This is a genomic window from Erythrobacter ramosus (assembly GCF_009828055.1).
Lineage (GTDB): Bacteria > Pseudomonadota > Alphaproteobacteria > Sphingomonadales > Sphingomonadaceae > Erythrobacter > Erythrobacter ramosus.
The window spans coordinates 192,191-219,018 of sequence record NZ_WTYB01000003.1 but is presented as its reverse complement, the minus strand read 5'-3'; the positions used below and the strand labels follow the sequence as shown (position 1 = coordinate 219,018).

The 26,828-nt window shown below is 65.4% G+C and carries 25 protein-coding genes; 13 read left to right on the top strand and 12 right to left on the bottom strand.

Annotation, left to right across the window (positions count from 1 at the left end):
- Positions 1–23: 23 nt before the first annotated feature.
- Entirely contained in the window at positions 24–830 is an 807-nt protein-coding gene (locus GRI59_RS13740; protein ID WP_160761813.1) for an SDR family oxidoreductase, read from the top strand.
- Here the strand turns inward: GRI59_RS13740 and GRI59_RS13735 are convergent, their stop codons facing one another.
- Positions 831–1,976 (bottom strand): hypothetical protein, encoded by a 1,146-nt coding sequence (locus tag GRI59_RS13735; protein WP_160761812.1) that lies wholly within the window; start codon positions 1,974–1,976, stop codon positions 831–833.
- A complete protein-coding gene (locus GRI59_RS13730) occupies positions 1,976–2,275 on the bottom strand; it encodes a 4a-hydroxytetrahydrobiopterin dehydratase (protein ID WP_160761811.1) in 300 nt (99 codons plus the stop codon). Before GRI59_RS13730 ends, GRI59_RS13735 begins: the two co-directional genes overlap by 1 nt.
- A gap of 65 nt (positions 2,276–2,340) precedes the next feature.
- Here GRI59_RS13730 and ccmA point away from each other — a divergent pair, with 65 nt between their 5' ends.
- From ccmA to GRI59_RS13710, 4 genes are all read left to right on the top strand, one after another.
- A complete protein-coding gene (ccmA, locus tag GRI59_RS13725; RefSeq protein WP_160761810.1) occupies positions 2,341–2,958 on the top strand; it encodes a heme ABC exporter ATP-binding protein CcmA in 618 nt (205 codons plus the stop codon).
- Complete coding sequence (locus GRI59_RS13720) at positions 2,958–3,608, top strand: heme exporter protein CcmB (protein WP_160761809.1); 651 nt, start codon at positions 2,958–2,960, stop codon at positions 3,606–3,608. Before ccmA ends, GRI59_RS13720 begins: the two co-directional genes overlap by 1 nt.
- The gene (locus GRI59_RS13715) at positions 3,608–4,270 is read left to right on the top strand and encodes a hypothetical protein (protein ID WP_337190280.1); all 663 of its coding nucleotides are present in this window, start codon (positions 3,608–3,610) and stop codon (positions 4,268–4,270) included. Before GRI59_RS13720 ends, GRI59_RS13715 begins: the two co-directional genes overlap by 1 nt.
- Before the next feature lie 102 nt (positions 4,271–4,372).
- The gene (locus GRI59_RS13710) at positions 4,373–4,672 is read left to right on the top strand and encodes a GIY-YIG nuclease family protein (protein WP_160761808.1); all 300 of its coding nucleotides are present in this window, start codon (positions 4,373–4,375) and stop codon (positions 4,670–4,672) included.
- A gap of 88 nt (positions 4,673–4,760) precedes the next feature.
- On the opposite strand, the gene map is transcribed toward GRI59_RS13710, so the two are convergent.
- Together map and GRI59_RS13700 are read right to left on the bottom strand one after the other, a co-directional pair.
- Positions 4,761–5,588 carry a type I methionyl aminopeptidase gene (gene map, locus GRI59_RS13705; protein ID WP_160761807.1) on the bottom strand — a complete coding sequence of 276 codons (828 nt, stop codon included), beginning with the start codon at positions 5,586–5,588 and terminating at the stop codon, positions 4,761–4,763.
- A 32-nt stretch (positions 5,589–5,620) separates the two neighbouring features.
- Positions 5,621–6,466 carry a polysaccharide deacetylase family protein gene (locus GRI59_RS13700; RefSeq protein WP_160761806.1) on the bottom strand — a complete coding sequence of 282 codons (846 nt, stop codon included), beginning with the start codon at positions 6,464–6,466 and terminating at the stop codon, positions 5,621–5,623.
- 67 nt (positions 6,467–6,533) lie between these two features.
- On the opposite strand from GRI59_RS13700, the gene GRI59_RS13695 reads away from it, so the two are divergent.
- The 5 genes from GRI59_RS13695 to glnA all read left to right on the top strand — a co-directional run bounded on the left by GRI59_RS13695 (position 6,534) and on the right by glnA (position 11,344).
- The gene (locus GRI59_RS13695; RefSeq protein ID WP_160761805.1) at positions 6,534–7,919 is read left to right on the top strand and encodes a leucyl aminopeptidase family protein; all 1,386 of its coding nucleotides are present in this window, start codon (positions 6,534–6,536) and stop codon (positions 7,917–7,919) included.
- A 91-nt stretch (positions 7,920–8,010) separates the two neighbouring features.
- Complete coding sequence (locus GRI59_RS13690; RefSeq protein ID WP_160761804.1) at positions 8,011–8,373, top strand: hypothetical protein; 363 nt, start codon at positions 8,011–8,013, stop codon at positions 8,371–8,373.
- Between the two features lie 4 nt (positions 8,374–8,377).
- Entirely contained in the window at positions 8,378–9,307 is a 930-nt protein-coding gene (gene argC / locus GRI59_RS13685; protein WP_160761803.1) for an N-acetyl-gamma-glutamyl-phosphate reductase, read from the top strand.
- A gap of 220 nt (positions 9,308–9,527) precedes the next feature.
- Positions 9,528–9,866, top strand: coding sequence for a P-II family nitrogen regulator (locus GRI59_RS13680; protein WP_086608397.1), 339 nt, complete (start codon positions 9,528–9,530; stop codon positions 9,864–9,866).
- A 68-nt stretch (positions 9,867–9,934) separates the two neighbouring features.
- Complete coding sequence (gene glnA, locus GRI59_RS13675) at positions 9,935–11,344, top strand: type I glutamate--ammonia ligase (protein WP_160761802.1); 1,410 nt, start codon at positions 9,935–9,937, stop codon at positions 11,342–11,344.
- Positions 11,345–11,454: 110 nt separating this feature from the next.
- Here the strand turns inward: glnA and GRI59_RS13670 are convergent, their stop codons facing one another.
- Entirely contained in the window at positions 11,455–12,123 is a 669-nt protein-coding gene (locus GRI59_RS13670) for a hypothetical protein (protein ID WP_160761801.1), read from the bottom strand.
- A complete protein-coding gene (locus tag GRI59_RS13665) occupies positions 12,104–13,159 on the bottom strand; it encodes a hypothetical protein (protein ID WP_160761800.1) in 1,056 nt (351 codons plus the stop codon). The genes GRI59_RS13670 and GRI59_RS13665 overlap by 20 nt, the downstream gene beginning before the upstream one ends.
- 196 nt (positions 13,160–13,355) lie before the next feature.
- Between GRI59_RS13665 and GRI59_RS13660 the strand changes: the two genes are divergently transcribed.
- The gene (locus GRI59_RS13660) at positions 13,356–14,315 is read left to right on the top strand and encodes a calcium/sodium antiporter (protein ID WP_160761799.1); all 960 of its coding nucleotides are present in this window, start codon (positions 13,356–13,358) and stop codon (positions 14,313–14,315) included.
- A 124-nt stretch (positions 14,316–14,439) separates the two neighbouring features.
- Positions 14,440–17,598, top strand: coding sequence for an autotransporter domain-containing protein (locus GRI59_RS13655; protein WP_160761798.1), 3,159 nt, complete (start codon positions 14,440–14,442; stop codon positions 17,596–17,598).
- Between the two features lie 31 nt (positions 17,599–17,629).
- Here GRI59_RS13655 and GRI59_RS13650 read toward each other — a convergent pair whose 3' ends face one another.
- Complete coding sequence (locus tag GRI59_RS13650) at positions 17,630–18,283, bottom strand: hypothetical protein (protein WP_160761797.1); 654 nt, start codon at positions 18,281–18,283, stop codon at positions 17,630–17,632.
- Positions 18,283–18,489: a helix-turn-helix domain-containing protein gene (locus GRI59_RS13645; protein ID WP_160761796.1), complete on the bottom strand. Its 207-nt coding sequence runs from the start codon at positions 18,487–18,489 to the stop codon at positions 18,283–18,285. The genes GRI59_RS13650 and GRI59_RS13645 overlap by 1 nt, the downstream gene beginning before the upstream one ends.
- 225 nt (positions 18,490–18,714) lie before the next feature.
- On the opposite strand from GRI59_RS13645, the gene GRI59_RS13640 reads away from it, so the two are divergent.
- Positions 18,715–19,356: a lysozyme gene (locus GRI59_RS13640; RefSeq protein ID WP_160761795.1), complete on the top strand. Its 642-nt coding sequence runs from the start codon at positions 18,715–18,717 to the stop codon at positions 19,354–19,356.
- On the opposite strand, the gene GRI59_RS15870 is transcribed toward GRI59_RS13640, so the two are convergent.
- From GRI59_RS15870 to GRI59_RS13625, 4 genes are read right to left on the bottom strand one after another with little or no spacing between them, the layout of a single operon-like run.
- Positions 19,350–20,294, bottom strand: a complete 945-nt coding sequence (locus GRI59_RS15870) for a translocation/assembly module TamB domain-containing protein (RefSeq protein WP_337190279.1) — start codon at positions 20,292–20,294, stop codon at positions 19,350–19,352. The two genes, GRI59_RS13640 and GRI59_RS15870, sit on opposite strands and share 7 nt — an antisense overlap.
- A complete protein-coding gene (locus tag GRI59_RS13635; RefSeq protein ID WP_237440849.1) occupies positions 20,291–23,518 on the bottom strand; it encodes a translocation/assembly module TamB domain-containing protein in 3,228 nt (1,075 codons plus the stop codon). Before GRI59_RS13635 ends, GRI59_RS15870 begins: the two co-directional genes overlap by 4 nt.
- A complete protein-coding gene (locus tag GRI59_RS13630) occupies positions 23,518–25,899 on the bottom strand; it encodes a BamA/TamA family outer membrane protein (RefSeq protein ID WP_160761794.1) in 2,382 nt (793 codons plus the stop codon). Before GRI59_RS13630 ends, GRI59_RS13635 begins: the two co-directional genes overlap by 1 nt.
- A complete protein-coding gene (locus GRI59_RS13625; RefSeq protein WP_160761793.1) occupies positions 25,868–26,713 on the bottom strand; it encodes an arginyltransferase in 846 nt (281 codons plus the stop codon). The genes GRI59_RS13630 and GRI59_RS13625 overlap by 32 nt, the downstream gene beginning before the upstream one ends.
- Positions 26,714–26,828: the final 115 nt, after the last annotated feature.

Sequence of the window (26,828 nt, the reverse complement as noted above, 5' to 3'; positions counted from 1 at the left end):
AACGCAATCGAGAGAGGATCCCCATGACCGTCCAGCGCAGCATCTTCATAACCGGCGGCGGATCGGGCATTGGCCGTGCGACCGCGCAGCATTTTGCCGCGCGCGGCTGGTATGTGGGCGTGGCCGACATCAACGAGGCCGGGATGGCCGAAACGCTGGCCGGCATCGCGGGCGAGGCCAAGTGGTCGGGCAAGCTCGATGTCCGCGACCGCAAGGGCTGGGACGAGGCGCTATCGTCCTTCGCCGCGGCTTCCGGCGGGCGGATCGATGTGCTGGTTAACAATGCCGGGATCGGCACTGGCGGATCGCTGTCCGAACTCGACCCCGAGGAAATCGACCGCTGCCTCGATATCAACTTGAAGGGCGTGCTCTACGGCGCGCAGGCGGTCTATCCCTACCTCAAGGCGAGCGCGCCGCGATCGGCGCTGATCAACATCGCCAGCGCTGCGGGAATCGCGGGCTCGCCGGGGATGAGCGTCTATTGCGCCACCAAGTTCGGCGTGCGCGCGGTCAGCGAAAGCCTTGATGCCGAATGGTCGCCGGACGGGATCACCGTCGCCTCGGTCTGCCCGGCATTCATCGACACCCCGCTGCTGAACGGCACCGGCAACCGCAAATCGAACGAACAGATTCGCGACCGGGTGACGGCGGCCGGGTTGGAGATCAGCCCCGTGGCGGACGTGGCGCAGGCAATCTGGGACGCGGTCCACGGCGACAAGCTCGACTATTTTGTCGGCGCAACGGCGAAGCGGATGGCCTTCGCCAAGCGCTGGATGCCGGGCCGTGTCCGCAAGGACCTGCGCGCGAGTTCGGGGCCGCTCGGAAGGTAATCAGCGCAAGCTGTCCATCACCGCCCTGCCCTCCGCCGAGAGGAACGGGCGGGCCTCGGCCCACGGCAGGACAACCTCCTCGGTGCAGGCGAAGATCACGTGCGGGAGCTGCGGAACGAACACCGGGCCTTCGCGGGTGAGGCCAATCTGCCAGCTGGAGCCGCCAAACCCATCGGCAATCCCGCAATCATCACCGTCCTCCCGCGCCGGCCAATGCGCCATCACCGCCTTGCCGAGCGCTTCGGACAGGCCCGCAATCGGACGCTTGGCGGCCTTCGGTTCGGTCTCACCTTCCCAGTTATAGAACGCCAGCGCGCCGGGTTTGAACCAAGCCGCCGGATCGACCTCGGCCCCGCTATCGCGGTCATAGACGGCGAGGCCGCTGTAATTATTGGGATGCGCACTCCCGCAATAGCTGCTGCCGCTATCGCGCACGCCCAGCCAGCGGGCCGTCATCAGGATCGGAACTACGGTCTGTTCCCAATAGCCCGCCGCGCCGCTGGCATTGGCAATGCTCCATCCGACGCATTGCCCCGCGACATGCGCCGCGGTGCCATCGGGCAGGGCCGCCCCCAGCGCGCGGTTGATCGCCGCGTCGCCGGGCCGCACCCGATCAAGCGCGAAGCTGGTGACGAGGTAATCATCAAGCCCAGAACGCTTGGGCCCGGCATAGGTTAGTTCGGTGTAGTCGGTACCTTCGAAAATCGTCCGCTTGGCCGTGGTCTCTCCCCCCGCCAGCAGCGGCGCAAGGAACGCTTCGCTTTCGCAGGGCGTGCCGTATTCGGAGAAAGCGGCGGGCATAGCGTTCAGGCGGATTGGCCGGGTCTGGCCAGCGTCGTGCCAGTCACCCGCAAGGCGATCACCGGCTTCCGGCGCGAAGGTCCAGATTGCCCCTGTCGCCTCATCGAAACCGCGCATTTCGCGGGCGACCTGCGGCGCGCTTTCATCGGTCGGCTCCAGCCGGACCGGTTCCAGCACGGCATCGGCGTAATAGAGCCCGGCGCGGGCATCATGCTCGAAGAAGCAGGCTGTGATCGCCGTCTCGCCAAGCGTGCCGCGCCAGACGCGCCCCTCCTTCTGAGGCTCCTGCGCTACGACCGGCCCAGCTGTCAGCGCGAGCGCGACAAGGAACCCAGCGCCCCGCATCACGCCAGCGCGTCGATCGCTTGAGCCAGCGTCACATCGCGCTGGGACAGGCCGCCGGTCTGGCCAGCGTCGTGGGTGGTCAGCGTCACTTCGACCTTAGCATAGACATTGAACCATTCCGGGTGGTGATCCTGCGCCTCGGCCAGCAGGGCGACCCGGCTCATAAAGCCCCAGGCCTGCGAGAAATCCTTGAACTGGAACGTCCGCGTGATTGCCTTGCCCTCGCGCGCCAGCGCCCATGCGGGGTGATCGGCGAGCAGCAGGGTGATTTCTTCGCTCGTAAGCTCGGGGACGGACATGGGACAGGTTCCTTAAAAAGGCGTCGCTTGTTTGCGCCGCCCCTTTTCCCTAACGCTGCGCGCCAATGCAAGCGCCCTCACCCGCCCTGTCCGCGCATGATCTCGCCTGCCGCCGGGGAGACCGGCTGCTGTTCCGGCGGCTGTCGTTCGCGCTGGACACCGGGGCGGCGTGCCATGTCACGGGGGCGAACGGTGCTGGCAAGACGACGCTGATCCGCGCGGTGGCGGGGCTGACGACGCCCTATGCGGGCGAAGTGCGACGGACGGGCGCGCTGGCGCTGCTGGATGAACGCACCGGGCTTGATCCTGACATGCCGCTGGGCCTGGCGCTGGCGTTCTGGGCGAAGATTGACGCAGTGGAGCACCTCGCGCTGGAAAGCTGCTGTGACCGACTTGGCCTCGGCAACCTGCTGGAAGTGCCGGTGCGGTATCTCTCCACCGGCCAGAAAAAGCGCGCAGCGCTGGCGCGGGTGCTGGGGCAGGCCGCGCCGGTGTGGCTGCTGGACGAGCCGCTCTCGGGCCTCGACACCGCTTCGCAGGCGCTGGTCAGCAGGCTGGTGCGCGAGCATTGTGACGGGGGAGGCATCGCGCTGATCGCCTCGCACCAGCCGCTCGATGTGCCGGGGATGACCGCCTTCGCAATCGAGGACTTTGCGCCCACGCCAGCCGAGGCGGACGCTTGATGCTGATGCAGCTCCTGCGGCGTGATCTCGCGCAGTTCTTCCCCTTCACCGGAAGCGGCGCCGCGCTGCCGGTGGTGTTCTTCGTCGCCGTCGCCATGCTATTTCCCTTCGCGGTCGGGCCGGATGCCAACATCCTCGCCAAGACTGGCGGCGGGGTGGTGTGGATTGCGGCGCTGTTGGCCGCGATCCTGCCGCTGGAGAAGCTGGTGGCGCGGGATATCGAGCTAGGCTTCTTCGACCAATTGCGCCTTCGCGGCATGGCGGACGAGGCGATGATGGCGGTGCGCCTGATCGCCCATTGGCTGAGCTTCGGCCCACCGCTGGTGCTGGCGACCTTTCCGGCGGCCGCGCTGCTGAAGATCGAGGGCGAGACGTTCGAGATCCTGCTGCTGGGGCTTATCGCTGGCACGCCGGGGCTGGCCGCTATCGGGCTGATGATCGCCGCCCTCACCGCTTCCCTACGCGCAGGCGCGGCGCTGTCCGGCCTGCTCTTGATCCCCCTCGCCCTCCCCATCCTGATTTTCGGTGCCGGTGCACTCGCCCGTCAGGATCAAGTGAGCCTCGGCTTCGTTGGAGCCATAAGCCTCGCGCTGGTGGCACTCGCTCCGTTTGCCGCCGGAGCCGCGATCCGGGCGGCAAGGGAGAATTAGTGAGAGCGCCAGAAAGCCACGTTCGCGCGAATGAGTTGATGGGCAATATAGCGATGGGGCTGCTGGGCTTCACGCTGTTCGCCTTCGCGCTCAAGGCGGCGGCGCACCCTGAGGTGCAGGCGCGCTACACGCCGATTGTGGTGTTCCACGCGGTGAGCATGGTCGCTTGGCTCGGCCTGCTCGCCACCCAAGCCTTCGCCGCCGCGCGGTTTAAGCTGGCCTCCCACCGCGCCACGGGCCGCGCCTCGATTGCACTGGTGGGCGCGATGCTGGTGAGCGGGTCGGTGATTTCGTGGCGCATCGGGCTGGAGCTTGGCCGCCCCGAGGTGACAGTGGTGAACCTCGCCGCCTTCGCGACCTTCCTGCCGCTCTATTTCGCCGCCCTGCATTTCGCCCGCCGCCGCGACATTGCCGCGCACCGCCAAGCGATGCTGATCGCAACGCTAGCGCTGATGACCCCTGCCTATGCCCGCGTGGTGCAGGTCCTCGGCCTGCCCGATCCGGTCGCGATTGCAGTGCAGCCGCCGATCACGATTGCGATTGCTTGCGCGTATGATTGGGTGCTGCACGGGCGTGTGACCAAGCCGGTGTTGGCGATGCTGGGGTTCTCGGTTGGGCTGGTGGTGGTGATGGTCGGGGTGTTGGCGGTGTTGTTTTTGTAGTTCAAAGCAAGCTGGGTCCCGGCTCAGGTCCGGGACGGGGAATAACATCAAGCACCCCATCCCGGGCTTGACCCGGGACCCCGCTTCTTCATAACCGCCTCAATGCAAAGAGAAACACGAGGCGGCTGGGTCTACATTATGACCAATCGCTATCGCGGAACCTTGTATGTCGGATCAACCACCGATCTCGCACAACGCATGTACGAACACCGTGAAGGACGCGGATCAGAGTTCTGCGACGAGCATGGACTGACGCGGCTGGTGTGGGCTGAGCGAGCAGAGAGCATCGTCGATGCCAAGCATCACGAACGACGTTTGAAACGCTGGCATCGCGAGTGGAAATTCGCGCTGATCGAGAAGGAAAACCCGGATTGGGACGATCTGTTCGGTCAATTAAACTGATGATCAATACCCCACCCCGGACTTGATCCGGGGCCCCGCTATTCTCCGCGAAAAAAGCGGGGTTCCGGGTCAAGCCCGGGACGGGGAACTACGCGTAAGGCGGGCAATCCCGCCCGGTCGGGCTCTTCGTAAAAATCTCGTTGCCCGTTTCGGTGATCGCGATCGAGTGTTCAAACTGCGCCGACAGGCTCTTGTCCCGCGTCACCGCCGTCCACCCATCGCCCAGCACCTTGGCCCAGGGCTTGCCGAGGTTGATCATCGGTTCGATGGTGAAGAACATCCCCGGCTTCAGCTCCGGCCCCGTCCCAGCCTTGGCCGCATGGACCACCTCGGGCGCGTCGTGGAACAGGCGGCCGAGGCCATGCCCGCAGAATTCGCGTACCACGCCGTAGCGGAACTGGTTCGCGTGCGCTTCAATTGCCGCGCCGATATCGCCCAGCCGCGCGCCGGGCTGGGCCGCCGCGATGCCGAGCATCAGGCATTCATAGGTCACTTCGACCAACTTTTTCGCCTTCAGCGAAGGCTCGCCCGCGTAGAACATCCGCGACGTATCGCCATGCCAGCCATCCACAAGCGGGGTGACGTCGATGTTGAGGATGTCGCCATCCTTCAGCATCTTGTCGCCCGGAATACCGTGGCAGATCACATGGTTGATCGAGATGCAGGACGAGTGCGCATAGCCGCGATAGCCCAGCGTAGCTGGCACCGCGCCCGCATCCAGCATCATGCCGCGAACGGCATCATCGATGCTTCCGGTGGTGACGCCGGGGCGCACCAGATCGGCGCAGGCGTCGAGGATTTCGGCGGCGAGCCGCCCGGCCTTGCGCATCGCGTCAAAGCCATCCGGCCCATGCAGTTTGATGGTGCCATCGCGAAGGACGGTCTGGTCGCCGTCGACAAGTTGATATTCGTGCATGGGGCCTACATAGCGAGGGCCGCGCCAAAAAGCTACTTTCCCGGCGCAAAAGCCGCCCTGTAACGTGGCTTGACCACCGCGATTACCGCGGGCGTGACCGGCAGCGTCACCTGGTAAATACCCTCGGCATAGGAGCCTGCGACATAGGGTTCGGCCAGCAGTTCGAGTCCGTCGAAGCTCTTGCCGTCGGACGAGGTGGGCTGCACCTCCAGATCGGAAATCGGCGGGCAGGGAAAGACGGAATCGTCGCCGTATTCCTCACCCAGCCGCTGATTCCGCTCCGCCTTCAGCGCCTTGCACCACGGATCGCCGAGCGCCTCCTGCAAAGCCTTAGATGACCGGAACATTGTCTTGGAATCAAAGGCTTTCCTCGCCTGCCGGTCCCACACCAGCGTTTCGTAGCCCGTGTTGCCATGCGCGCCGCCCGAATAGACGTAGAAGGCCCCGGATAGCACCAGATAGCGCGGGACATCGGTGACCACCGACCAGCTCTTGTCGATCGAGCGGTTGCAGCCGAAGCAGCCCTCGGCATTGGCATAGCTCAGGCCTTCGGCGAAATCGGCCTTCTGGTCGGCGAGCATTTCGGTCCGGTCAGCGGTGAAGCGGCGGACGAGCGCGGGAACTGCGGCGACTTCGGCGGGCCAGGTGTAGGAGAAGTCACGCTCGGCCTCATCCCGCACTTCTTCATCCTTGAACGACACCGTGCCCGGCGGCAGCGGCTCGGGCTCGGCCTCCTGCGCGGCGGCGGGCACAGCCAGCACCGTAGTCGCCAGCAACAGCCGCGCCAGCCGCGCGCCAGTACCCATCCGTTGCCCAGTCGTTGCACGGTTATTGGCGAGTGGCTGATATTTCAGCTGGAACATTTGACGAACACTCATCGGTGCATTCCCTCCCCCGCGCCGAATCTGCTGGTGACATCGGCGTGCTCACGATTATGGAACGGGAATGAGCGAACCCAAAGCACTGATCCGGCCCGACCGCGGCGAGGATGCGATTGCCATTCATCTGGTGAACAAGGACGGCTTCGAAGCCTTTGCCAAAGCCCTCACCGCAGGCCAGCGCGCGAGCCTCGCCGCGCAGAAATTCGAAGGCGGCGGGTATCAATATGCGATCATTCCTGAGGGGGATTCGTGGTTCGTGGTCAGCGGGGTGGCGAACCCTGAAAGCCTGTCGAGCTGGTGCCTCGCCAAGCTCGCCGAGGAACTGCCCGAGGGTGTGTACCGGGTGGCCACCGGAGACCCCGGCCCGGCAATGTTCGGGTGGGTTACGGGGCAATACCGTTTCTCCCGCTACAAGAGCGAGGACAAGGGACCGGGCCCGCGCGTGCTCCTGACCGGGCAGGTGGGGCAGATCGACGGTTATCTCGCTGAAGCACAGGCCGAATGCATGGTGCGCGATCTGGTCAATGCGCCGCCTGAGGACATGGGCCCAGCCGCGCTGGAGGCCGAATGCGAGAAGCTCGCCAAGGGGCACAAGGCGGAGCTGACCGTGGTGCGCGGTGATGCGCTGGAACGGGGCTATCCGATGGTGCACGCGGTCGGCCGGGCGGCATCGCGTCACCATGCGCCGCGGCTGATGCACCTCGTCTGGGGCGATCCCAAGCACCCGGTGCTGGCGGTGGTCGGCAAGGGCGTGTGCTTTGATAGCGGCGGCCTCAACATCAAGCCGGGCGCCGGGATGCGCCTGATGAAGAAGGACATGGGCGGCGCAGCCCACGCGCTGGCGCTGGCCGGGTTGATCATGGGCACGCGGCTGAAGGTGCGGCTGCATCTGCTGATCCCCGCTGTCGAAAACGCCATCTCCGGCGGCGCCTTCCGCCCGGGCGATGTGCTCGCCAGCCGCAAGGGGCTGACGGTCGAGATCGACAACACCGATGCCGAGGGCCGCTTGATCCTCGGCGATGCGCTGACCCGCGCGTCCGAGGAGAACCCTGATCTGATCGTCGATTTCGCCACCCTGACGGGCGCGGCGCGGGTGGCGCTCGGCCCTGATCTGCCCGCGCTGATGGCGCGGCGTGACGAGACGGCGGAGGCCTTCCTTGCGGCCGGCAAGGCCAATGACGACGCCGGTTGGCGCCTGCCGCTGCACGAAGCTTACCGCGAATATCTTGCCTCCGATGTTGCCGACATGGCGAACTCGGCGAGCAACCCCTTTGCGGGCGCCAGCGTCGCCGGACTGTTCCTCGACCGCTTCGTGGGAGAGGGGCTGGACTGGGTGCATTTCGACACCTTTGCCTGGACCCCCGCACCCAAGCCCGGACGCGCACGCGGTGGGCGCGGGTTGGGGCTGCGCGCATCGTGGCACGCGCTCCGCGCCCGGTACGGCACCTGAGCTTGCTCCAGAGGCGACTTGCCGCTAACGGCCCTGCCACGCCGAAGCGGGGCAACGCACGGCTCTACCGGCAAAGGCCAACGGAACGCAGATGAACGGCGCGGCTCGCGACAATTCGGAATACGCAGTGCCGGCCGGCGTGCTGGGTCTGAAGGGCCCGGTTGAAAAGCCTGCGCCCGGCACGCTGCCGCTGCGCGGCGATCTGGCGCATATGGCGCTGGCGGGCACCCACCTCGCTGCGCACTACGTGATCCCGCATGTCCATACTGTGGGCGCAGCCGGGGCCGGTCTCAGGCTGAACCCGCGCGGTGACGCCGAGGTGTTCGCGCAACTCGCCCCCGGCACCCGGTTCGAACTGCTCGACCTAGCGGGCGAATGGGTGTGGGGCTGCCCGGGTCCGCAAGGGCCAAGCGGCTGGTGCCGGGCGAGCGAACTCGCTCCCGAAGAAGCCTGAGGCGGTGGCGATCCGCCTGTTCATCGACGGTGCGGCAGGCACCACCGGGTTGGAAATCCGTGAGCGGTTGCAGGGTCGCGGCGAATTCGAGCTGCTGGCGCTGGACGACGCCCAGCGCAAGGACGAGAGCGCCCGCCGCGACGCGCTCCATGCCGCCGATATCGCGATCCTCTGCCTGCCCGACGATGCAGCAAAGGACGCGGTGACGCTTGCCGAGGGGGCGAACACGCGCATCATCGACGCTTCCAGCGCGCACCGCGTGGCGGACGGCTGGACCTATGGCTTTCCCGAGCTGATCGGGCACGCCAAAATCGCCAATGCCCAATTCGTGAGCAACCCGGGGTGCTACCCCACCGGCTTCCTCGCGCTGGTCGTCCCGCTGGTGCGCGTAGGGCTGCTCCCTGCCGACTGGCCCTACACCGTCAACGCGGTCAGCGGCTACTCGGGCGGCGGCAACGCGCTGATTGCTCGGTTCGAAGAGGACACCGACATCGCGTTTCGCGCCTATGGCCTTCAGATGGGCCACAAGCACCTGGCCGAGATGCAGGCCTATGCGGGCCTTACCCACGCGCCGGTATTCTCACCGAGCGTGATCCCGGCGCACCGGGGCATGGTGGTCGATGTCCCGCTGCCGCTCGCCGCGCTTCCCGGCCGCCCCTCGCCTGCTGCACTTCACGCGGCGCTGGCGGCGTATTATTCGGACAGCCCGTTTGTCGCGGTCGCGCCGCTCGATCCGGTTCCCGGTGAGTTGCTGCTGCTGAAATCCGCCGCGCCGTGGGACGGCCTGACGCTTCACGTCTGCGGTTCGGCCGACGGCGCGCAGGCCCGCTTGATCGCCCGGCTCGACAACCTTGGCAAAGGCGCATCGGGGGCCGCGATCCAGAACCTCAACATTATGTGCGGCCTGCCCGAGACCACCGGCTTGCGCCTCTGACGACGCGCACTCTTGCTTAAAATTTAGGCAACCCCCGGTCAGATGCTGTGCACCATTGCGCAGTGCACCATAATCTTGCTAACCGCAGGTCATCGGCGAAAGACATCCCTACCCTTGAGTCTTCAAGCGGCAAGGATCGTTCGCAGCCACCACCTTAGAGCTTGGCACGGTTCTTGTTAAGAATCTGTCAGCAAATCAGCCAAGCGCGGATGGGGACGACGTGAAAAAGATCGAAGCGATCATCAAACCCTTCAAACTCGACGAAGTGAAGGAGGCGCTGCATGAAATTGGCGTGTCCGGTATCACCGTCACCGAAGCCAAGGGTTTCGGGCGCCAGAAGGGCCATACCGAACTCTATCGCGGCGCCGAATATGTCGTCGACTTCCTGCCCAAGGTGAAGCTCGAAGTGGTCGTCGCCGACGATCAGGCCGAGCGTGTGGTTGAGGCGATTGCCGCCGCCGCGCAGACCGGGCGGATCGGTGACGGCAAGATTTTCGTCACCCCGATCGAAAGCGCGCTGCGCATCCGCACCGGCGAAACCAACGACGACGCGATCTGATTTTCCACCCTCTCCTGCCCAGCCACACCGGCGGGCCGGCCTGAATTTATATCGGAGGCACTACACAAATGTCGAAAGCAAAAGACGTCCTGAAGCTGATCAAGGACGAGGAAATCGAGTGGGTCGATCTGCGCTTCACTGACCCCAAGGGCAAGTGGCAGCACCTCACCATGGTCGCCGGCATCCTGGGCGAAGACGAGCTTGAGGACGGCTTGATGTTCGACGGTTCGTCGATCGCCGGCTGGAAGGTCATCAACGAATCTGACATGATTCTGAAGCCCGATCTCAGCGAAACGTGGATCGATCCCTTCAGCGCCACGCCGATGCTGATCATCAACTGCGACATCGTCGAGCCTTCGACGGGCGAATGGTACAGCCGCGATCCGCGCACCACGGCCAAGCGCGCCGAAGCCTACCTCCAGTCGACCGGCATCGGTGACACCGTCTATGTCGGCCCCGAAGCCGAATTCTTCATGTTCGACGATGTGCGCTTCGAAGACGGCTACGCCGGATCGGGCTTCGCGATCGACGATATCGAACTGCCGGGTAACACCAGCAAGGAATACGAGAACGGCAACATGGGCCACCGCCCGCGTGCCAAGGGCGGTTACTTCCCGGTTGCGCCGGTCGATTCCGCTGTCGACATCCGCGCCGAGATGGTCTCGACCATGCTCGAAATGGGCCTGCCCTGCGACAAGCACCACCACGAAGTCGCCGCCGCTCAGCACGAGCTGGGCCTGACCTTCGGCAAGCTGGTGCAGACCGCTGACCGCATGCAGATCTACAAGTATGTCGTGCATCAGGTCGCCCATGCTTACGGCAAGACCGCGACCTTCATGCCCAAGCCGATCAAGGCCGATAACGGCTCGGGGATGCACACCCACATCTCGATCTGGAAAGATGGCAAGCCGATGTTTGCCGGCAATGAGTATGCCGGTCTGTCGGAAATGTGCCTCTACTTCATCGGCGGCGTGATCAAGCATGCCAAGGCGCTGAACGCCTTCACCAACCCGACCACCAACAGCTACAAGCGTCTGGTGCCGGGCTTCGAAGCGCCGGTGCTGCTGGCCTATTCGGCGCGTAACCGCTCGGCGTCGTGCCGCATTCCTTACGGAACGGGCGACAAGGCCAAGCGCGTGGAATTCCGCTTCCCCGACGCGATGGCCAACCCCTACCTGTGCTATTCGGCGCTGCTGATGGCTGGGCTCGACGGGATCGAGAACAAGATCCACCCGGGCGAGGCAATGGACAAGAACCTCTACGATCTGCCGCCGGCCGAACTCGCCGAAGTGCCGACCGTGTGCGGTTCGCTCCGTGAAGCGCTGGACAGCCTCGCGGCGGATTATGAATTCCTGATCAAGGGTGACGTGTTCACCAAAGACCAGATCGACGCCTATGCCGAGCTGAAATGGGAAGAGGTGATCCGCACCGAAACCACCCCGTGCCCGGTCGAATACGATATGTATTACTCGATGTAAGAAGCACGCAGGCCCGGATGCGTCAGCACCGGGCCTGCCCTTCATCGCAAAGCACAAGGCCCGGGCAATGTCCCGGGCCTTGTTGTTTCGGGGTCAGGGTCGTTTCGGGATCAGGGCGGTGAAGTCATGCCCGATCCGATCCGCAGGTAGCGCTGGATCACTTCGCGATGGTGGCCCGGATCGGCGCCGGAACAGGCAAACAGCAATTGCCCCACGGGCGAAGGCATCATGCTCCATGTGACCCTCAAGCCATCGGCGTTGCGGGAATCCCAGCCGAGCAGCTTGAACGGCGATGCCGTGCGCTGTCCGGCGGCATCCAGCACCAGCGTCTTGCGATCATCGATCGTGAAACCCGCCTCGACAATCAGGGGATCGAACGGCGTGTAGAGGGTCTCCAGCTCTGCCTGGATCTGGCCGAAGGAAAACTCGCCGAAGGACGTGTCAGGCACCCGCACTGCAAAGCAGGTGGTGGGGATTGTCCCGGCCGGAAATTCGAACTTGCGCATGGTGCCATCAAGGCTGGTCGTGCCGCCATCGGCCATGGTGAAGCGATACCACCCCAGGTCATCGGCAAACACGACGCCGCCAGTGTCGGCCAATGCGGGATCGGGGTGCAACTGGCCACGCTCTTTGGACGGGACAATCACGCCGCCCAAAGCATCGGTCGCCGCGGCTGTTTGCGGGGCCTGCGTATCGCCAGCCAGCGGATTGGTTTGCGCGGCCGCCGGCGCGGTCAGCGCCAGCATTGCTGCAACGAGGCTAGGCCGGACGATTGGCATTGATCACCCCCATGTAAAGCCCGTGCGTCGCGCGCGCAGCGTCCATCACGGCTGTTTGCAGCAATCCGGGATCGATCCGGTACTGGTAGCTTGAAAAATCGTAAGCCGAGGTCGGGCGGTCAGGCGCAGCCATGTTCGGCTCGGTCCACCACGCGTTGCTGCGGACATAGGTGTTCCATTGCTCGATCTCGTCGCGGTTGTTGTAGCTGCCGGTCTGCACCAGCTCACCCGCCTGCCCCACCGCGACACGGTCTTCGAGGATCAACCGGCCGCCCTCGCCCGCCAGAGCGATCTTGGCGTGGTAGAAATTGCAATGGGTGAACCCCGGCACCAGAAACAGCCCCGGCTGGATCCCGACAATCGCGCCCGCGCCATAGACCCGGTGCCCGCTGCCGGTGAGCGCGGCAAAGTCCATCACCAGGCTGGGGATCATCACCAGGCATTTGAGTGCGGCGGACATGGCGTTCAATGCACGCGCATTCTTGAGATTGAACGGCGAACGATCAGACAGCGGTGCTTCCGGCCCGATTGTGAGCAGCGGCAGATATTCCGGGCTGACCACCGCTACTGTCCGCGAATCCGCAAAGGGCTTCTTGACGAAGGGATCGGTCGTCGGTTCGAGTTTCTGATAGCCCTCGGTGCCCGAAATCTCGTTCCAGCCGAGCACAGTGCGGCCTGTGGCACGCAGCCGTTCGATGAAGTCGCTGAAGGCCAGATGGGCCAACTGGCGCATCATCTCCACATCGACCCCGACCAGATCCGCTTTCAGATCCACCGAGCTCGCGCCAGAACCGCCGCTCGCGCCCATGCCGTTGCGCATGACGAGGCCAAAGCGAAAAGATGGTACCGCGATCCGGTCGGTCCGGGCCAGCACCTTGGCCATCACCTGATGATAATTCTTGAGGCTCATGGCACCCAGCGGCACCATCGTGTCCGCTGCCCGCGCCGGGGCGGCCAGACCGCCCCCTGCCATCACTCCCAAAGCGCCAAGGCTGCCTTGCAGCACCGTGCGCCGGTCAAGGTCATATCCGTCCATCACGCCCCCCCGACGTGCCAAACGACCCAGGTTGCAGATTTAGCATCACGCCATCAGTCTGACAATTGTCTGCGAAGAGGCCATGCTGCGCCCGTGCCGGGGCTGCCAGACGTCCGTGCAGAACCGGGCCTGTCCTGCTTCACCTGCCCGCCCTAAACGGCTAGGATTGGGGCGATTTCAACCATCCGAGGCCTTTATGACCAACTCGATCCTGCTGGTGGCTGGTGGCCTTGTCCTGCTCGCGCTGGGCGGCGAATTGCTGGTGCGCGGCGCAGTCGGCATGGCGGCGCGGCTCGGCATTTCGCCGTTGCTGGCGGGGCTGACGATCGTCGGCTTCGGCACCTCGACCCCGGAACTGGCGACGAGCGTGCAGGCAGCGCTGGCCGGATCACCGGGCATCGCGATCGGCAATGTCGTGGGATCGAACATCGCGAACATCCTGTTCATCCTCGGCCTTTCGGCGGTAATTCTGCCGCTGAATGTCAATCCGGCGGCATTTCAGCGCGATGCGATTGCGCTGGGCGGATCGGCGCTGCTGTGCACCGGCGCGGTGATGCTTGGCGTCATCGGGCCTTTGGTCGGCCTTGGATTGATCGCCTGCCTCGTCGGCTATGTCTGGTGGGCCTACAAGTCCGAAAGCGCGGCGCCCTGCCCCGAGGGCGCGCGCCACGAGGCCGAGGCCGAAGATCGCCCCGTACCGCCCGACACCGGCCCGGTGATCCTTGGCGGCATGATCGTGGCGGGGCTTGCCGCCGCGATCATTGGCGCAGGCCTGCTGGTCGACGGCGCAACTGTGCTGGCGAGCGCTGCCGGCGTTTCGGAGAGCGTCATCGGCCTCACCGTGGTCGCAGTCGGCACCAGCTTGCCCGAACTGATTGCCTGCGTGATCGCCGTCCTGCGCAAGCACGAGGACGTCGCACTCGGCAATATCGTCGGCTCAAACATCTACAATGTCCTCGGGATCCTCGGGATCACCGCCGTCATCAAGCCGATCGAAGTGCCAGCCGAGATCGCCAGTTTCGATATCTGGGTAATGCTTGGAGTGACGCTGCTGCTCCTCGCACAATTGCGCAGTGGCTGGCGGCTTACGCGGATCGAGGGCGGCGTGCTGGTGGTGCTCTATGTCGCCTATACGCTGTTCCTTGCGACCCGTTGAGGCATTGGCGCAACGCCCTGCCGTCAGACGAAAATGCAATTGTAATAATATCTTATTGCGATAACGAAGGTGCATTCGGCGGTTCGGCCTGCCGCTTTGAGGAAACACCCGCTTGCGCTTTCCGATGCCCCTCAACCGCCGACTGCTGACAGACACGGCCTGTGCCGCCTTCGCGATGATGGCAGCCACCGCCCCCGCGTTGGCCGTTGTGCCGAACGAAGACAAGACCCCCGCCGATATCGTTGACAACGCGGACGATTACCGCGGGGTCGGCATGTTTTTCCGCGCTGACGGCTTCGTGTGCACAGGCTCGCTGATCAACCCGCGCACCGTGCTGTTCGCGGCGCACTGCGTGAATGACATCCCCGATGAGCAGTATAATGTCGACGGTGTCCCGGCCGCATGGTCGTTCAACGTCAACGCGCTGCCGGGCTTCCAGAACTGGTTTGCCAATAACTTCGCCAGCAATCCCGATCTGGCGGTGTTCAACGTCAACCGCATCGTCTGGAATCCGCGTTCGACTCAGGACGCCTTCGGCCTTGGTTTCATCGAGGCCGACATCGCGCTCGCCAGCCTCGACACGCCGGCGGCCGGCATACCGACCTGGGCGCTGCTGTTCAGCACCCTGCCCGCGCCCACGATCAGCGATCCGGCGCGCGGCACCGGCTATCACGTGAACATCGTCGGCTACGGCGCCACCGGTAACGCTGTGCAGGGCGCCGTGCTCGGTATCGACTGGCGCCGCCGCGCGGCCGAGAACATGTTGGGCGGCTTCTTCTCGCTCGATGATCGCGACAACGTCATCATCGGCCCCAATCCGCCGACCTTCCCGCAGAACCTTTACCAGATCGACTTCGATTCGCAGGACCGTGACTTCGAGCGCGACTTCAACGTCTATCGTGACGATGCCCTTCCCAACGAAGGCATCACTGCGGGTGGGGATTCGGGCGGCCCGCTGATCCTTGATGCGGCCAACAACACCCTGTCCAACGAAGATCTGGTGATCGGCGTATTGTCAGGCGGTTCGCGCTTCTTCGGCGCTAGCCAGCCGTTCAGCTCGCTCGGCACCCCGAGCTTCTTCCAGCCGCTGTCGCTCTACTGGCAATATATCACCGCAAATAACCCCTACCGCTATGTCGCCGCCAAGGCGGGCAACGGGAACTGGGAAGACGGCAACCATTGGGTCACGCAGCTCGACCCGATGTACCGCGTGATCAATCCGCAGGGCCAGGTGGTGAATGGCCTCCCCACCTCGCCGCAACTCGGCCCTGACGGAACCGACGGCGATTTCGGCGCGATCTGCCGTGCGTTTGGCAATCCCGACGACTTCTGCACCGATCTTGCGACCGGCGAATCCTTTGCGACCACAGGCACCCTGCCCGCCCCCACGCTGGCCAATGGCCTGCCGGGTGCGAGCGGCTTCGTACCGACCAATATCGACGCCGTGACCACCCCAACCTTGCGTGTTGATCCGCGCTACTACGACGTCACCCTCAGCCAGGAAGGCAACACCACACTCAGCAGCGACGTTACCATCGACCAGCTGACCGTGCGCGGCAATGCCGGGCTGACGGTCACTGCGGCGGGCAATCTCACCTCGCTGATCGACATCAACCAGTTCGGCGGGCGCGTGAACGTCAATGGCGGCATCTCCTCGGTCGGCGATTACACACTGTTTGCGGGGATGGTCGAAGGCACCGCCACGGTCACCGCGCCGTTCCTGACCAGCGTGACGGGTGTGCTCTCGCCCGGTACGATGGGCACCATCGGCACGCTGACGATTGACGGCAATCTGGTGATGTCGTCGGGCGCGCAGTTCAATGTCGACCTCGGCACCAGCGCCGTATCCGACCGGCTCGCTGTCACCGGCATGGCCAATGTGGGCGGGGTCGTGAACACCAGCTCCCCTGTGATCGGACGGGTCAACGGCAATGGCGAGCGCTACACCATCGTCACTGGCACCGGCGGCGTGACCGGCACCTTCACCCCCCGTTCGATCTCGGCGATCATCAGCCAGCGCTTCATCTATCAGCCCAATGCGGTGCTGATGGAGTTCAGCACGGCGAGCTACAATACGGTGATCGACAGCAATGATCCGACACAGGCCGGCTACGCGCAGCTGCTCGACCAGAACCGCTCGAACGCATCGCTGGAGAGCCTTTATGACCTCGACTTCGCCTCGGTCGATACGATCCGCAGCACCTTCACGGGCCTCGCGCCGGTAAACGAGCAAGCGGTGCGCTCGCTCTCGGCCCAGTCGGTCAACCTGCTCCAGAATGTCAACGCCGCGCGTCTGCGGGAAGCAGACAAGTCACGGGCTGGCGGCAAGGTCGCTGTCACCGGGCGTCCGCTTGATCTGGCGCAGATGAGCCTTGCCCCAGTGGGCCAACCGCTCGGCGGCGCGCTGATGGCGATGCAGGACGGCGGCGAAGCCACCGAAATGACCGAGACGAGCCTGCCGGAAAATGTCGGCGTGTTCCTTTCAGGCGGCTACGTCACCGCGAATGCCGACAGCCTGCCCGGCTTCAACCAGCAGGCCGATCTCTCCGGCTACTTCATCGCGGGTGGGATCGAGTTCTACCCCGGCGACAACACGATGGTCGGCCTGTCAGGCTCCTACCACGCGCTCGAAGCCAACGTTCCGCTCGGTCAGCGCTTGGACAGTGAGACCTACGCCGCCTCGCTCTACCTGCGCCATGCCTTCGAAGGCGGGCCGGTGATTGACGGCCAGTTCAGCATGGGCAGCATGGGCTTCGACACCCGGCGCACCGTGCAGTTCCTGGGCGCAACGCAGACGCTCGAGTCCTCCTCGGACGATCTGCTGGTCTCGGGCGCGCTCGGCATCTCCTATGACCTCACGAGCAGCATCGGCACATTGTCGCCGGGCATCGAGGGCCGGATTGCCAGCGTCAGCCTTGGCACCGTGCGAGAGACCGGCGGGACCCTTGGCCTCGCAGTGGCGCGCGAAAAGTTCGAGAGCAAGCAGGCGCGCTTCGGCTTCGATTACGAAAAGCTTGGCAAGGGTGTCGCGATCAACGCCAACGCCCAGCTGGTGTGGGAGTTCGAGGATGGCCCGCAACTGCTGGCGGCCAACTTCGCCTCAGGCATCGGACCGAATGCGGGTTTCGTGCTGGACACGGCTGACCATACCTGGGGAGAAGTCGGGGTCAGCGCGACGGTGGGCAACGGCCCGCTCCAACTGACGGTCGGGGCTGACACCACCATCGGCCGCGACAATGCCGATGCGCAGGTGTACCGCGGCACGGCGACCTACCGCTTCTGATCTGTGGGGCAGAAACAAAAACCGCGCGAGGTCAGCGGATGGTCAGCATCCCGCGCCGGCCGATGGCAATGAAGCTCGCCACCAGCACCAGCACATAGAACAGGCTCAGCAGATCGAGCGGCGCGGGGGCAGCGGTATAGCCGAGGTGCGCCAGCATCGCCCAGCCGCCCACCACCGCGAAGACCAGCCCATAGCTGAGGGCTCCGCCTTCGAGATTGACCGCCAGCATCAGCTCGTCCGAAGCGCGGTAGACCTGGATCGACAGCCCTGTCCCGATCCCCAGCCCGGCCAGCCCAACGGCAAGGGCAACCGCTTGCGGCACCGGCCCATCGGGCGCCGCCAGTGCAAGTGCGACCAGCGCCACGCCCCAAACGAGCATTGCCACCCCGGACAGGCCGAGCACCTTTTTCTGTTCGCGCAGCTCATCGGCATCCTCGACATTGAGAAACTTCGCGCCGACCTGCGGACTGGCGCTGCCGAAGGCGACGCCGAACCCGATCACGACATAGACTATGCCCACCAGCGCCGCGACCGTGGCCGACAGGCCCAACCCGCCGACTGCCGAGCTGTCGATGAATTCCATCATCCCCGCGCTCGCGGCAAAGCCCGCGACGCCGCCGATCAAGGCCGGGATCAGCAGCTTGCGCACCCAGCGGGGGGTGGAGGACGTTTGGTTATCGGTCATCACGCTTCAGGCTCCCAGTGATCGATGAACAGCTCCGGCACCCCCACCGCGAACAGCCGCGCCATGCGCAGCGCCAGTGGCAGTGAGGGATCATATTTGTCGGTCTCAACCGCGTTGATCGTCTGCCGCGAAACGCCGAGCCGGCGGGCAAGCTCGCCCTGGCTCCAGCCTTGCGCTTCGCGGTAATGCTTCAGACGATTTTCCACGTTGGTCCTGACCGGCGAGTTGTTGAGGGGCTTTGGCGGTTTCGTGCGATGGGTTGCGACTCGCCCTGACCCTGACAAGAGCTCTTTACAGACAAGAGTTCTTGTCAGTCAAGAGCTCTTTACAAGCGCTGCGGTCCGTACCCGGTTTTGCCGTTTTCCTACTCAGCCCGATTGTGCTCAATGCCTGTGCCTCGCTTTTTGGTTCAACCGTCGAGGTATCCTGCCATGCTGCACCAAGCCCCCTCCCCGCTGCTCGCCTTCCTTCGCCTTCTGCTGGGCCCGTCCCGCACGGCGGACACCGCGCCGCCCGCCGCTGCCGTGGCAACCCCGCCCGAGGCACCGGATTTTCTGTTTCTGGACAGTGTCTCATGTGTCTCCAACACGCCGCCAACCCGCTTCATCGGGCCTGCGGGGATCGCGCTGATCAAGCGGTTCGAAGGCTGCGCCCGGCGGCGAGCGGATGGCATGATCGAAGCCTATCCCGATCCCGGCACCGGCGGCGCGCCATGGACCATCGGTTGGGGCGCGACCGGGCGGGACGGCTTTGGCGGCGGGTCCATCGGCCCCGGCACGTGCTGGACGCAAAGCCAGTGTGACGCGCGGCTGGAGCACGACCTCAAGCGCTACGCCGCAGAGGTCGCCGCTGCGATTGGCACCGCCCCCACGTCGCAGGTGCAGTTCGATGCGCTGGTCAGCTTCCACTACAACACCGGCGCGATTGCCCGCGCTACGCTGACGCAGAAGCACATCGCTGGCGATCATCAGGGCGCCGCGCGGGAATTCGCTCGCTGGAACCGAGCGGGAGGGAGGGTGCTCAAAGGCTTGGTGCGCCGCCGCGCGGCAGAGGCCGAACTCTACCGTCAGTAGTCCCGGCTGACCTGTACCAGCACCGAATCGCGCCCGATGGTCGAGACCGTGCCCAGCAGCGCGAGCCAGCTGGTGATGCGATACTCGACCTGCGTGGCGCTGTAACCGCGCCCGTCGGTCACCAGCTCGACGTAGATGTCGCGGGTGATGTTCTTGCCAATGGCAATGCCAGTCCCGCGTCCGATCAGTGGATCAGCGCTGATGATCCGCAGCTGGTCGAGCCCAATCGACCGGCGCAAGCTGCCGATCGGATCGAGCCCGCCGCCCCCGCCTTGCAAGGCCGCCAGTGCTGCCGCCAACTGCACCGCGTCCGTCGCTGAAAGAGAGGTCACCGAGCCGCCGAACAGCAGCCGCGAGAGGATCTCCTCCTCCGGCAGCGCGGGATCGCTGGAGAAGGCGATACTGGGCGACTGGGCATTGCCGGTGATCGCGATGTCGACATTGGTGCCGTTCTTCGCGGTCTCAGCCAGCACATCGAGCCGCGGGTTGATCGGCTCACCTACGTCGAACAGGATGCGGCCGCGGGTGAGTTCGAAGCGGGTGCCAGCAAAGGTGTAATCGCCGCGCACCAGCTTGGCAGTGCCGCCGATGCGCGGATCATCGACCGTGCCGCGCAGCGCGATGTCGATGCCCCACTCGCTCTCCAGCCCCAGGCCTTCGACCGCGACCCGGTTGGGCGCACTGGCGTTGACAAGGTAGCGCCACGACGCCTCGCGGCCCGAAACCTGCGTGCGGGCGCGGCCGTCCTCGTCGTTGATCTCGCGCGTGGCGATGCGCGGCAGGGCGACATCCTCGGCCGCGATGCCCAGCGCCCAGCGGGCGCGGTTGATGTTGACGCGCCCGGCAATCGTCCCGCCCAGCCCGTTGGAGACAATCCGCAAGGGTCCGGTGATCGTCGCCTCAAGCCCATTGGCATCAAGCAGGCGCGCATCCTTCACCGCCGCGCGCAGATCGAGGCGCGGCCCGCCGTCGCTCCGGCAAAGCGGACCAGTTCCAGCCGCGATCCGGCAAAGCGTCCGCGTGCGCTGACATTGGTGACCCGCGTGCCGGTGAGCGCGCTCTCGACTGTCAGGTCATCGCTGGCGAGCGTGCCGGTGATACGCGGATCGGCGAGCGTGCCGGTCGCCCGCGCGGCGATGCGCAACGGGCCGGAGAGATCGAACGCCTCGATTGCGGCGAGGCGCCACAAGGTCTCCGCCGCGCCGTCAAACGCCAGCCGCGCGCCGAGCCGTCCGCGCATCAGCCGGTCGGTCACCGCACCATCCTGCGCCAAGCCATCGATCCGCAGCGCGACATCGCCGCGCCGTGCGTCACCCTCGAACAGCCGCGCGGCCGCCGTCATCCGCTCGGCCGACAAGTCGACCACACCGAGCACGTTGATCGGTTTGGAGGACAAAACCAGCCCGGCGCGGCTGAAGCGATCGATCCGCCCGCGCGCAGTGGCGGTCGGCGGGGCGCGGCCCTCTTGACGGTAATCGATCACCCCGGTCAGGCGTCCGCCAAGGCCCAGATCGGCCCCCACCAGATCAAGCAGCCGCAGCGGCATCCGGGCGAGCTTGACTTGCAGTTCGGTCGCACCAGCGCCGAAGGTGCCTTGTGCAATGGCAAAGCCGCCGGCGAAACCGACTTGCGAAGGAGCAAGACTCCACCCGCCGCCATCCAGCGCGGTCAGCACCGCGCGGCGCGGCATGGTGATCTGTGCGTTGCCATATTGCCCGCGCGCAGCCGCCGCGATTTGGTTCGGCGCAACGTCCGCGTCGAAATTGAGCGCAAAGCGGTCCGCCCGGCGTCCGGCAACCGTGCCCGTCACCTTGCCGCGCCCATTGGTGATGGCGGCCTTGGCGGTGAGATTGGCGAGGCTCAACCCGCCATATTCGAGCCCGGAAGCAGAAATATCGGCGTCCACACTGGTGTTACCGTCGTCATAACGCCCGGTCGCGGCAATATCGGCGCGGGTGATGCTGATCGGGGTTTCCCCGCCGAAGCGCGCATTGCGAGCGGCGAGATCGACGGCGAAACCGATTGCATCGCCCAGCTGCGGGCGGAAGGCGACCGTGCCGTTCACGCCGCCGCCCGCAAGGCGCAGATCGCCCGAAGGCCCCGCATCGGCCAGCACCACTTCGCCGGTGACGGTGGTGCGATAGACCTCCAACCGGTCAATCATGACGCGGGTCGGAGCATTGGCGGGCAGGATCAATTGCAGCGCGCCTTCGAACGGGCCAAGCAGCGATCCGCCTGCGACGTCCAGACCGAAGCCCTGCTCGCTTGGGGCAAGCGCGATGCGGACGTCCTTCAGGCCAGCGGCGGGATAGGGATCGGCCAGCACCAGCACCGCGCGTGGGCCGTCCCCGGCGATTTCAGCGTCGAAGGTGAAGGGGCCATACTCCGCCTGCCGCCCGCTACCGGCGAGCACGGTGCGGGTCACGCCGCCGCCGGTCACAACCCTGCTGTCCAGCTTGGCATTGAGGCGGGGTGAGGTGATCACAGTGTTGCGCAGGACGATCGGCTGGCCCGCGCCCATGCCCAGCTCACCCTTGAAGCGCACCTGCTCACCCGCAAGGTTAACGATGGTGGCATTGCCGATCCGGCTCAGCACGCCGGCCAGATTGGCGCGCAGGCTCCACGGGATGGAGGGTCCGAACTTGGCAAGGATCTTGGCATTGGCGGTGACATCGCCCGCGCCTTCGATGGCGAGGCGGCTGGCAGAGGCCGGGCCGGCGATGGCATATGCCCCCGCGCCAATATCGCCGCGCAGGGCGAGAGTCGCCTCAAGCCCTGGGAAGACGATCTGGGTGCGGTCAATCGCGAGCTTCTGGGCGGCGGTGTCATAGGTCAACATGCCATTGGCGCGGCCCTTCACAAGGCGGGGATCGGCAAAGGCATTGCCGGTCGTCACCCGCTCGGCGGTGAGCGCCAGCGGCACGCTGAGCACTGTCCCATCAAACCGCGCAGCGCCGTCCTGCGCCAACCCGGTGGCGATGACGCCGGAGGCGGTGAGTTTTGCCACTGCAATCTCGTGCTTGATCGCAAGGTCATCGAAGGCGCCCACCAGGTTCGCGGCAAACCGTCCGCCCTCGATCCGCACGGTCTCACCCAACAGGTCGGGATCGCGCAAGGCGAGGCGCACCCGCGCGCCGTCGACCACATTGTCGGCGAGGTTGACGACGCCCGCCGCCCGCAGATCGAGCGCCGGGGAGACGGCGGCCGCGCGGCCCTCAATCACGCTGTTTTCGAGCTGGAACCGGGCGGCCAGCGACAGGGTCTCGCCCAGCGCGCGGCCGGTGAAAGTCTCGTCCCCCAGCCCCGCGCGCAATTGCCCGAGCACGCCGTAGGTGCCTGCGTCATTGCTGATGCGGAAAGCGGCGAGCGGCGGTCCACCCTCCGCGCCGCTGCGCCGCACCGCTGCCGCACCGCGCCAGCGTTTCCACGTGCCATCGCCGACGATCCGGCTCACATAGCCCGTCTCCAGCCCGGCCAGCCCGGCCAGCACGCCGCCCGCAGGTGCGCGGGCGTCTCCGGCGAGTTCGAAGCGGTCTCCATCAGGCTCGGCATCGAGCAACAGCGTGATACGATCCTGCGCCCCCAGCCGCGCCTTGGCGTCGATCAGCGCGCGGCCTTGGCGAATGTCGATCTGTGCGGTGAGATTGGCACGCTCGTCCTGCGGCGTGGCGACGCCTTTGGCGATCACCAAATCCTCGACCACCAGCTTGTCCACCCGGATATCGAAATCGGGCAACAGCGGCGCATCGGGATCGCCCGGCAGCAGTTCTGGCAGGCGCGTCAGCCGCCCACGCTGCGCGGTGAGTTCGCGGATATCGAGCCCGGTCCACAGCCAGTTCAAGGGCCGCCAGTTGAGCCGCACCACCGGGATCGTCAGAAACGCGCCCTTGGTATCGCTCACCACCACAGTGCGCAGCACCGCCTGCCCGTAGAGATCGCCCTCGATCCGCCCAACCGTGAAGCGCAGGCCCGAGGCCGGGGCTACAGACGCGATCTGGTCAGCGATGAAGCGCTTTCCGATCGGGGTGGAGAAAAACAGTGCGGTGAGGAGGAACGGCGCGAGGATAATCGCCAGCGCCCAGCCGAGCCGCTTGCCCCAACGCCGTGCGCGGGGCCGCTGCGAGGGAGGAGCGGTGTCTGGCGGGATTGCGGTGTCGGCCATCAGAACGCCTGACCCAGACTGACATAGACCACCACCGGGCTATCGAACTCGGTCGGGTTGATCGGGGTCGCCACGTCGACGCGGATCGGGCCGAAGGTGGTCTTGTAGCGCAGGCCGACGCCCGCACCGTAGCGAATGAAGCGGAAGTCTGGCGTGCTGCCCAGCCCTACAGCTCCCGCATCGAAGAATGGCACCACTTCGACCGCGCCATCTAACAGCGGCGTTTCGATCCGCGCTTCGAGCGAGAATTCGAGCAGCGACGCACCGCCGGTCGATTCGCCGCGATCATTGCGCGGGCCGACGCCCTGGAAGCCGTAACCGCGCACCGACCCGCCGCCGCCCGCATAGAGCCGGCGCGAGGGCGCAATATCATCAAAGGATGCGCCGACAATCGTCGCGGCCCGCACTCGGGTGGCGAGTACCGTTGATCCGATCGACTTGTAGTAACTCGCATCGGCCTGCGAGCGCAGATAGAAGGACTGACTGCCTTCCGAACGTGACGCTTCGGGCGCGAGGAACAGCGTGGCGCGGTAGCCGCTCGACGGGTCGAGCAGATCGTCGCTGCCATCCAGCGTCACGCTGCCGAACAGCCCGCCGATTAGGAAGGCGCGGCGCGGCAGGGGGATGCCGGGCGCATCGCGCACCGTACGGTTACGTTCGTCGGTGTAGAGCAGTTCCCCGCCGATCTGCCAGCTGAGCGGTTTCTGGAACAGGATGTTGGACACCTTCTCGAACGTGGCCCGCGTTCCGAAGCCGCGCGAATCCACCGCCTGCGTGGTGATGTCGCTGCCGAAGACGTCAACGGTCAGCACCTGATCGCGCCCGCGGAAATTGTTGCGGCGGATGCCGACGCTCGCCAGCGCCTCACGCGTGCCGAGGATGCCGCGCAGCCGCAGCGCGCCTTCGGGCGGGAACAGGTTGCGATGTTCCCACCGGCCTTCGAGCTTGAAGCCGTCCTCGGTCCCGTAACCGATCGCACCCGCGATGGTGCGTACGGGTGCGCGTTCGAAGGCGACGTCGAGCGCGACTTCCCCCGGCTGCCCATCCTTCGGCGCGCGGGTTTCGCGCGGGGTGACGGTCACGCTGGAGACGAGGCCGGTGGCGATGATCGCACGGCGCAAATCGGTCTCAAGGCTTTGCTGGAACACGTTGCCTTCATCGAAGCGGGCGATGCGCGACAGGTGTCGGCCCGAAAGGAAGCCGGGATCGCCGCTGACGACTTTGCCGAACACGAATTTGCCGCCCGACTGAACCAGCAGCGACAGATCGCCTTCGGTGCGGGCGTGGTCGATCAGCAATTCAGGCTCGGCCACTTCGGCAAAGGGATAGCCGCTTTCGCCGAGCGCAACGCGCAGTTCGAGTTCCCGCTCGATAATGCGGTCGGCATAGAGCGGGTCGCCCGGCTTGATCCCGAAGGCGGCGGTCAGCCGGGTGACGTCAGGTTCAGGCAAGGCAGGCAGCGCGCCCAGATCGATCCGGCCGAAGCTGTAACGCGCGCCGGGCAGGATATCGAAGCGGACGCTCGGTTCACGCGCGGCGTTTTCGGCGGCCCGTTCGGCTTCGTCGGAGTTGTTGCCCGCGCGCCGACCGCCCGAAAGCTGGCGGACGATTTCACCGTCGTAATAGCCATAGGTGCGCAGGATATCGCCCAGCAGTTCCTCGTCAGCGCGGGCGCGGGCGGCGACTTGCGGGCGCGATTCCTCTCCATCGTCGAATTCGCGAAGGGTAGACAGGTCCTTGAAGCGTTCGATAAACGCGTCTTTCTCGGGGAAGGCATTGGCGGCCATCGGCAAAGCCAGCACAAGCGTGTTGCCGATCTTGGTTTCGGCCAGTTCCGGCAATTCACCCAGCACCGGCGCAGCGATCGACGCCAGCGCCTCAAGCTCGGGATCGGGGGTGAGCGGTTGCGGCTCCTCCAGCGCGAAATCGGCAAAAATGCCATCAACGGCGGGCTGCAACGCCGGGTCTGGCGGAGGCAGAAACTCGGCCAAGACGTCATCTGAAAGGGGGCTGTCGGCTTCTGCGAAGGCGCTATCGGGCATCACCACCGGCGAGGGATCAGCCACCCCGGCGGCGGCCCAGACGTCGGGGTTGGTGACAGCGTCAGCAGGGATCAGATCGTCGAGCGATTGCGGTACAGGTTCGGGTTGAGGCGCAGGATCAAGGATCGAAAGCGGCGCGGTTGCAGGCGTGTCTTCCGCCTCGCCTTCGGGTGGCTGAGCGGGCAGCGGACGCAATTCGTCATCGGGCGCCGCCTGCTGCGCAGCCGCCGGACAGGCGCCTAGCGCCAGTGTTCCCTGACCCAATCCGGCAACAATGGCGAGACCGAGTTTGAGAAGCCGCTGGGCTTCAACTGGCCGAGAACTTGACAGGTTGGCCATCCTTGCCCCGAACGCCCGATGGACTTTCGTCCTGCGCTTGTCGCGGCGCTGTGGCAGCCGTGATCAGCCGGTGCTGCTCCCCCGGCTCCATGAGCAGCCAGCCCTCGCGCGTCAGGCGTTCAAGGGGGCGGTAGCGAACCTTGTATTGCATGCGCGGACTGCCTTCGACCCAATATCCGAGATACACGTAAGGCAATGCCTCAGCCGCGGCCCGGCGAATATGATCGAGGATAATAAAATTGCCCAGGCCTGCGCGCGCCGGGTAATCGGGCTCGTAGAAGGAATAGATCATCGACAGCCCGTCGCCCTGCCGGTCGGTCAGGCAGGCACCCACCAGCCGTCCGGGTTTCCCGTTGGGCAGCGGCTCGCGATATTCAGTCACCACGGTCGAGACCGGAGTGTGTTCGATCATGTCGGCATAATCGAGCTCGTCCATCGCCGACATCCCGCCATCGGGGTGACGGTGGCCGAGATAGCGGGCCAGCAATTCGAATTGCTCGTCGGTCGCCCACGGGCGGCATTCGGTGACGATGAGATCGGAATTGCGCTTCAAATCGCGCTTCTGAGTGGCCGAGGGCTGAAACTTGGTCGCCAGCACGCGCACCGAGACGCAGGCTTGGCAGTCGAGGCAGGACGGGCGATAGGCAACCGTCTGGCTGCGCCGGAACCCAATCCGCCCGAGCGCTTCATTGAGCTGATCGGCGTGCGGCCCCTTCAGCTCGGTGAACACCTTGCGCTCGCTGCGGCCCGGAAGATAGGGACACGGCGCGGGGCTGGTCACGAAGAACCGGGGAAAGCGGATTGGTGCCGTCACGTGTGGGGCCAGTCCTTCTTGCGCTGAATCGCGGGATCGAAATCGTTAAGAAAATCTTATGCCCGCACCCGTGCTCCGGTAAAAGTCCTTTAACCATGAAAATATCGCGAATTAT

Bases quoted from the DNA above. Each gene is read 5' to 3' on its own strand.
- GRI59_RS13740 (WP_160761813.1), top strand. From the start codon at position 24: ATGACCGTCCAGCGCAGCATCTTCATAACCGGCGGCGGATCGGGCATT.
- GRI59_RS13735 (WP_160761812.1), bottom strand. From the start codon at position 1,976: ATGCGGGGCGCTGGGTTCCTTGTCGCGCTCGCGCTGACAGCTGGGCCG.
- GRI59_RS13730 (WP_160761811.1), bottom strand. From the start codon at position 2,275: ATGTCCGTCCCCGAGCTTACGAGCGAAGAAATCACCCTGCTGCTCGCC.
- ccmA (WP_160761810.1), top strand. From the start codon at position 2,341: ATGCAAGCGCCCTCACCCGCCCTGTCCGCGCATGATCTCGCCTGCCGC.
- GRI59_RS13720 (WP_160761809.1), top strand. From the start codon at position 2,958: ATGCTGATGCAGCTCCTGCGGCGTGATCTCGCGCAGTTCTTCCCCTTC.
- GRI59_RS13710 (WP_160761808.1), top strand. From the start codon at position 4,373: ATGCAAAGAGAAACACGAGGCGGCTGGGTCTACATTATGACCAATCGC.
- map (WP_160761807.1), bottom strand. From the start codon at position 5,588: ATGCACGAATATCAACTTGTCGACGGCGACCAGACCGTCCTTCGCGAT.
- GRI59_RS13700 (WP_160761806.1), bottom strand. From the start codon at position 6,466: ATGAGTGTTCGTCAAATGTTCCAGCTGAAATATCAGCCACTCGCCAAT.
- GRI59_RS13695 (WP_160761805.1), top strand. From the start codon at position 6,534: ATGAGCGAACCCAAAGCACTGATCCGGCCCGACCGCGGCGAGGATGCG.
- GRI59_RS13690 (WP_160761804.1), top strand. From the start codon at position 8,011: ATGAACGGCGCGGCTCGCGACAATTCGGAATACGCAGTGCCGGCCGGC.
- glnA (WP_160761802.1), top strand. From the start codon at position 9,935: ATGTCGAAAGCAAAAGACGTCCTGAAGCTGATCAAGGACGAGGAAATC.
- GRI59_RS13670 (WP_160761801.1), bottom strand. From the start codon at position 12,123: ATGCCAATCGTCCGGCCTAGCCTCGTTGCAGCAATGCTGGCGCTGACC.
- GRI59_RS13665 (WP_160761800.1), bottom strand. From the start codon at position 13,159: ATGGACGGATATGACCTTGACCGGCGCACGGTGCTGCAAGGCAGCCTT.
- GRI59_RS13660 (WP_160761799.1), top strand. From the start codon at position 13,356: ATGACCAACTCGATCCTGCTGGTGGCTGGTGGCCTTGTCCTGCTCGCG.
- GRI59_RS13655 (WP_160761798.1), top strand. From the start codon at position 14,440: ATGCCCCTCAACCGCCGACTGCTGACAGACACGGCCTGTGCCGCCTTC.
- GRI59_RS13650 (WP_160761797.1), bottom strand. From the start codon at position 18,283: ATGACCGATAACCAAACGTCCTCCACCCCCCGCTGGGTGCGCAAGCTG.
- GRI59_RS13640 (WP_160761795.1), top strand. From the start codon at position 18,715: ATGCTGCACCAAGCCCCCTCCCCGCTGCTCGCCTTCCTTCGCCTTCTG.
- GRI59_RS13635 (WP_237440849.1), bottom strand. From the start codon at position 23,518: ATGGCCGACACCGCAATCCCGCCAGACACCGCTCCTCCCTCGCAGCGG.
- GRI59_RS13630 (WP_160761794.1), bottom strand. From the start codon at position 25,899: ATGGCCAACCTGTCAAGTTCTCGGCCAGTTGAAGCCCAGCGGCTTCTC.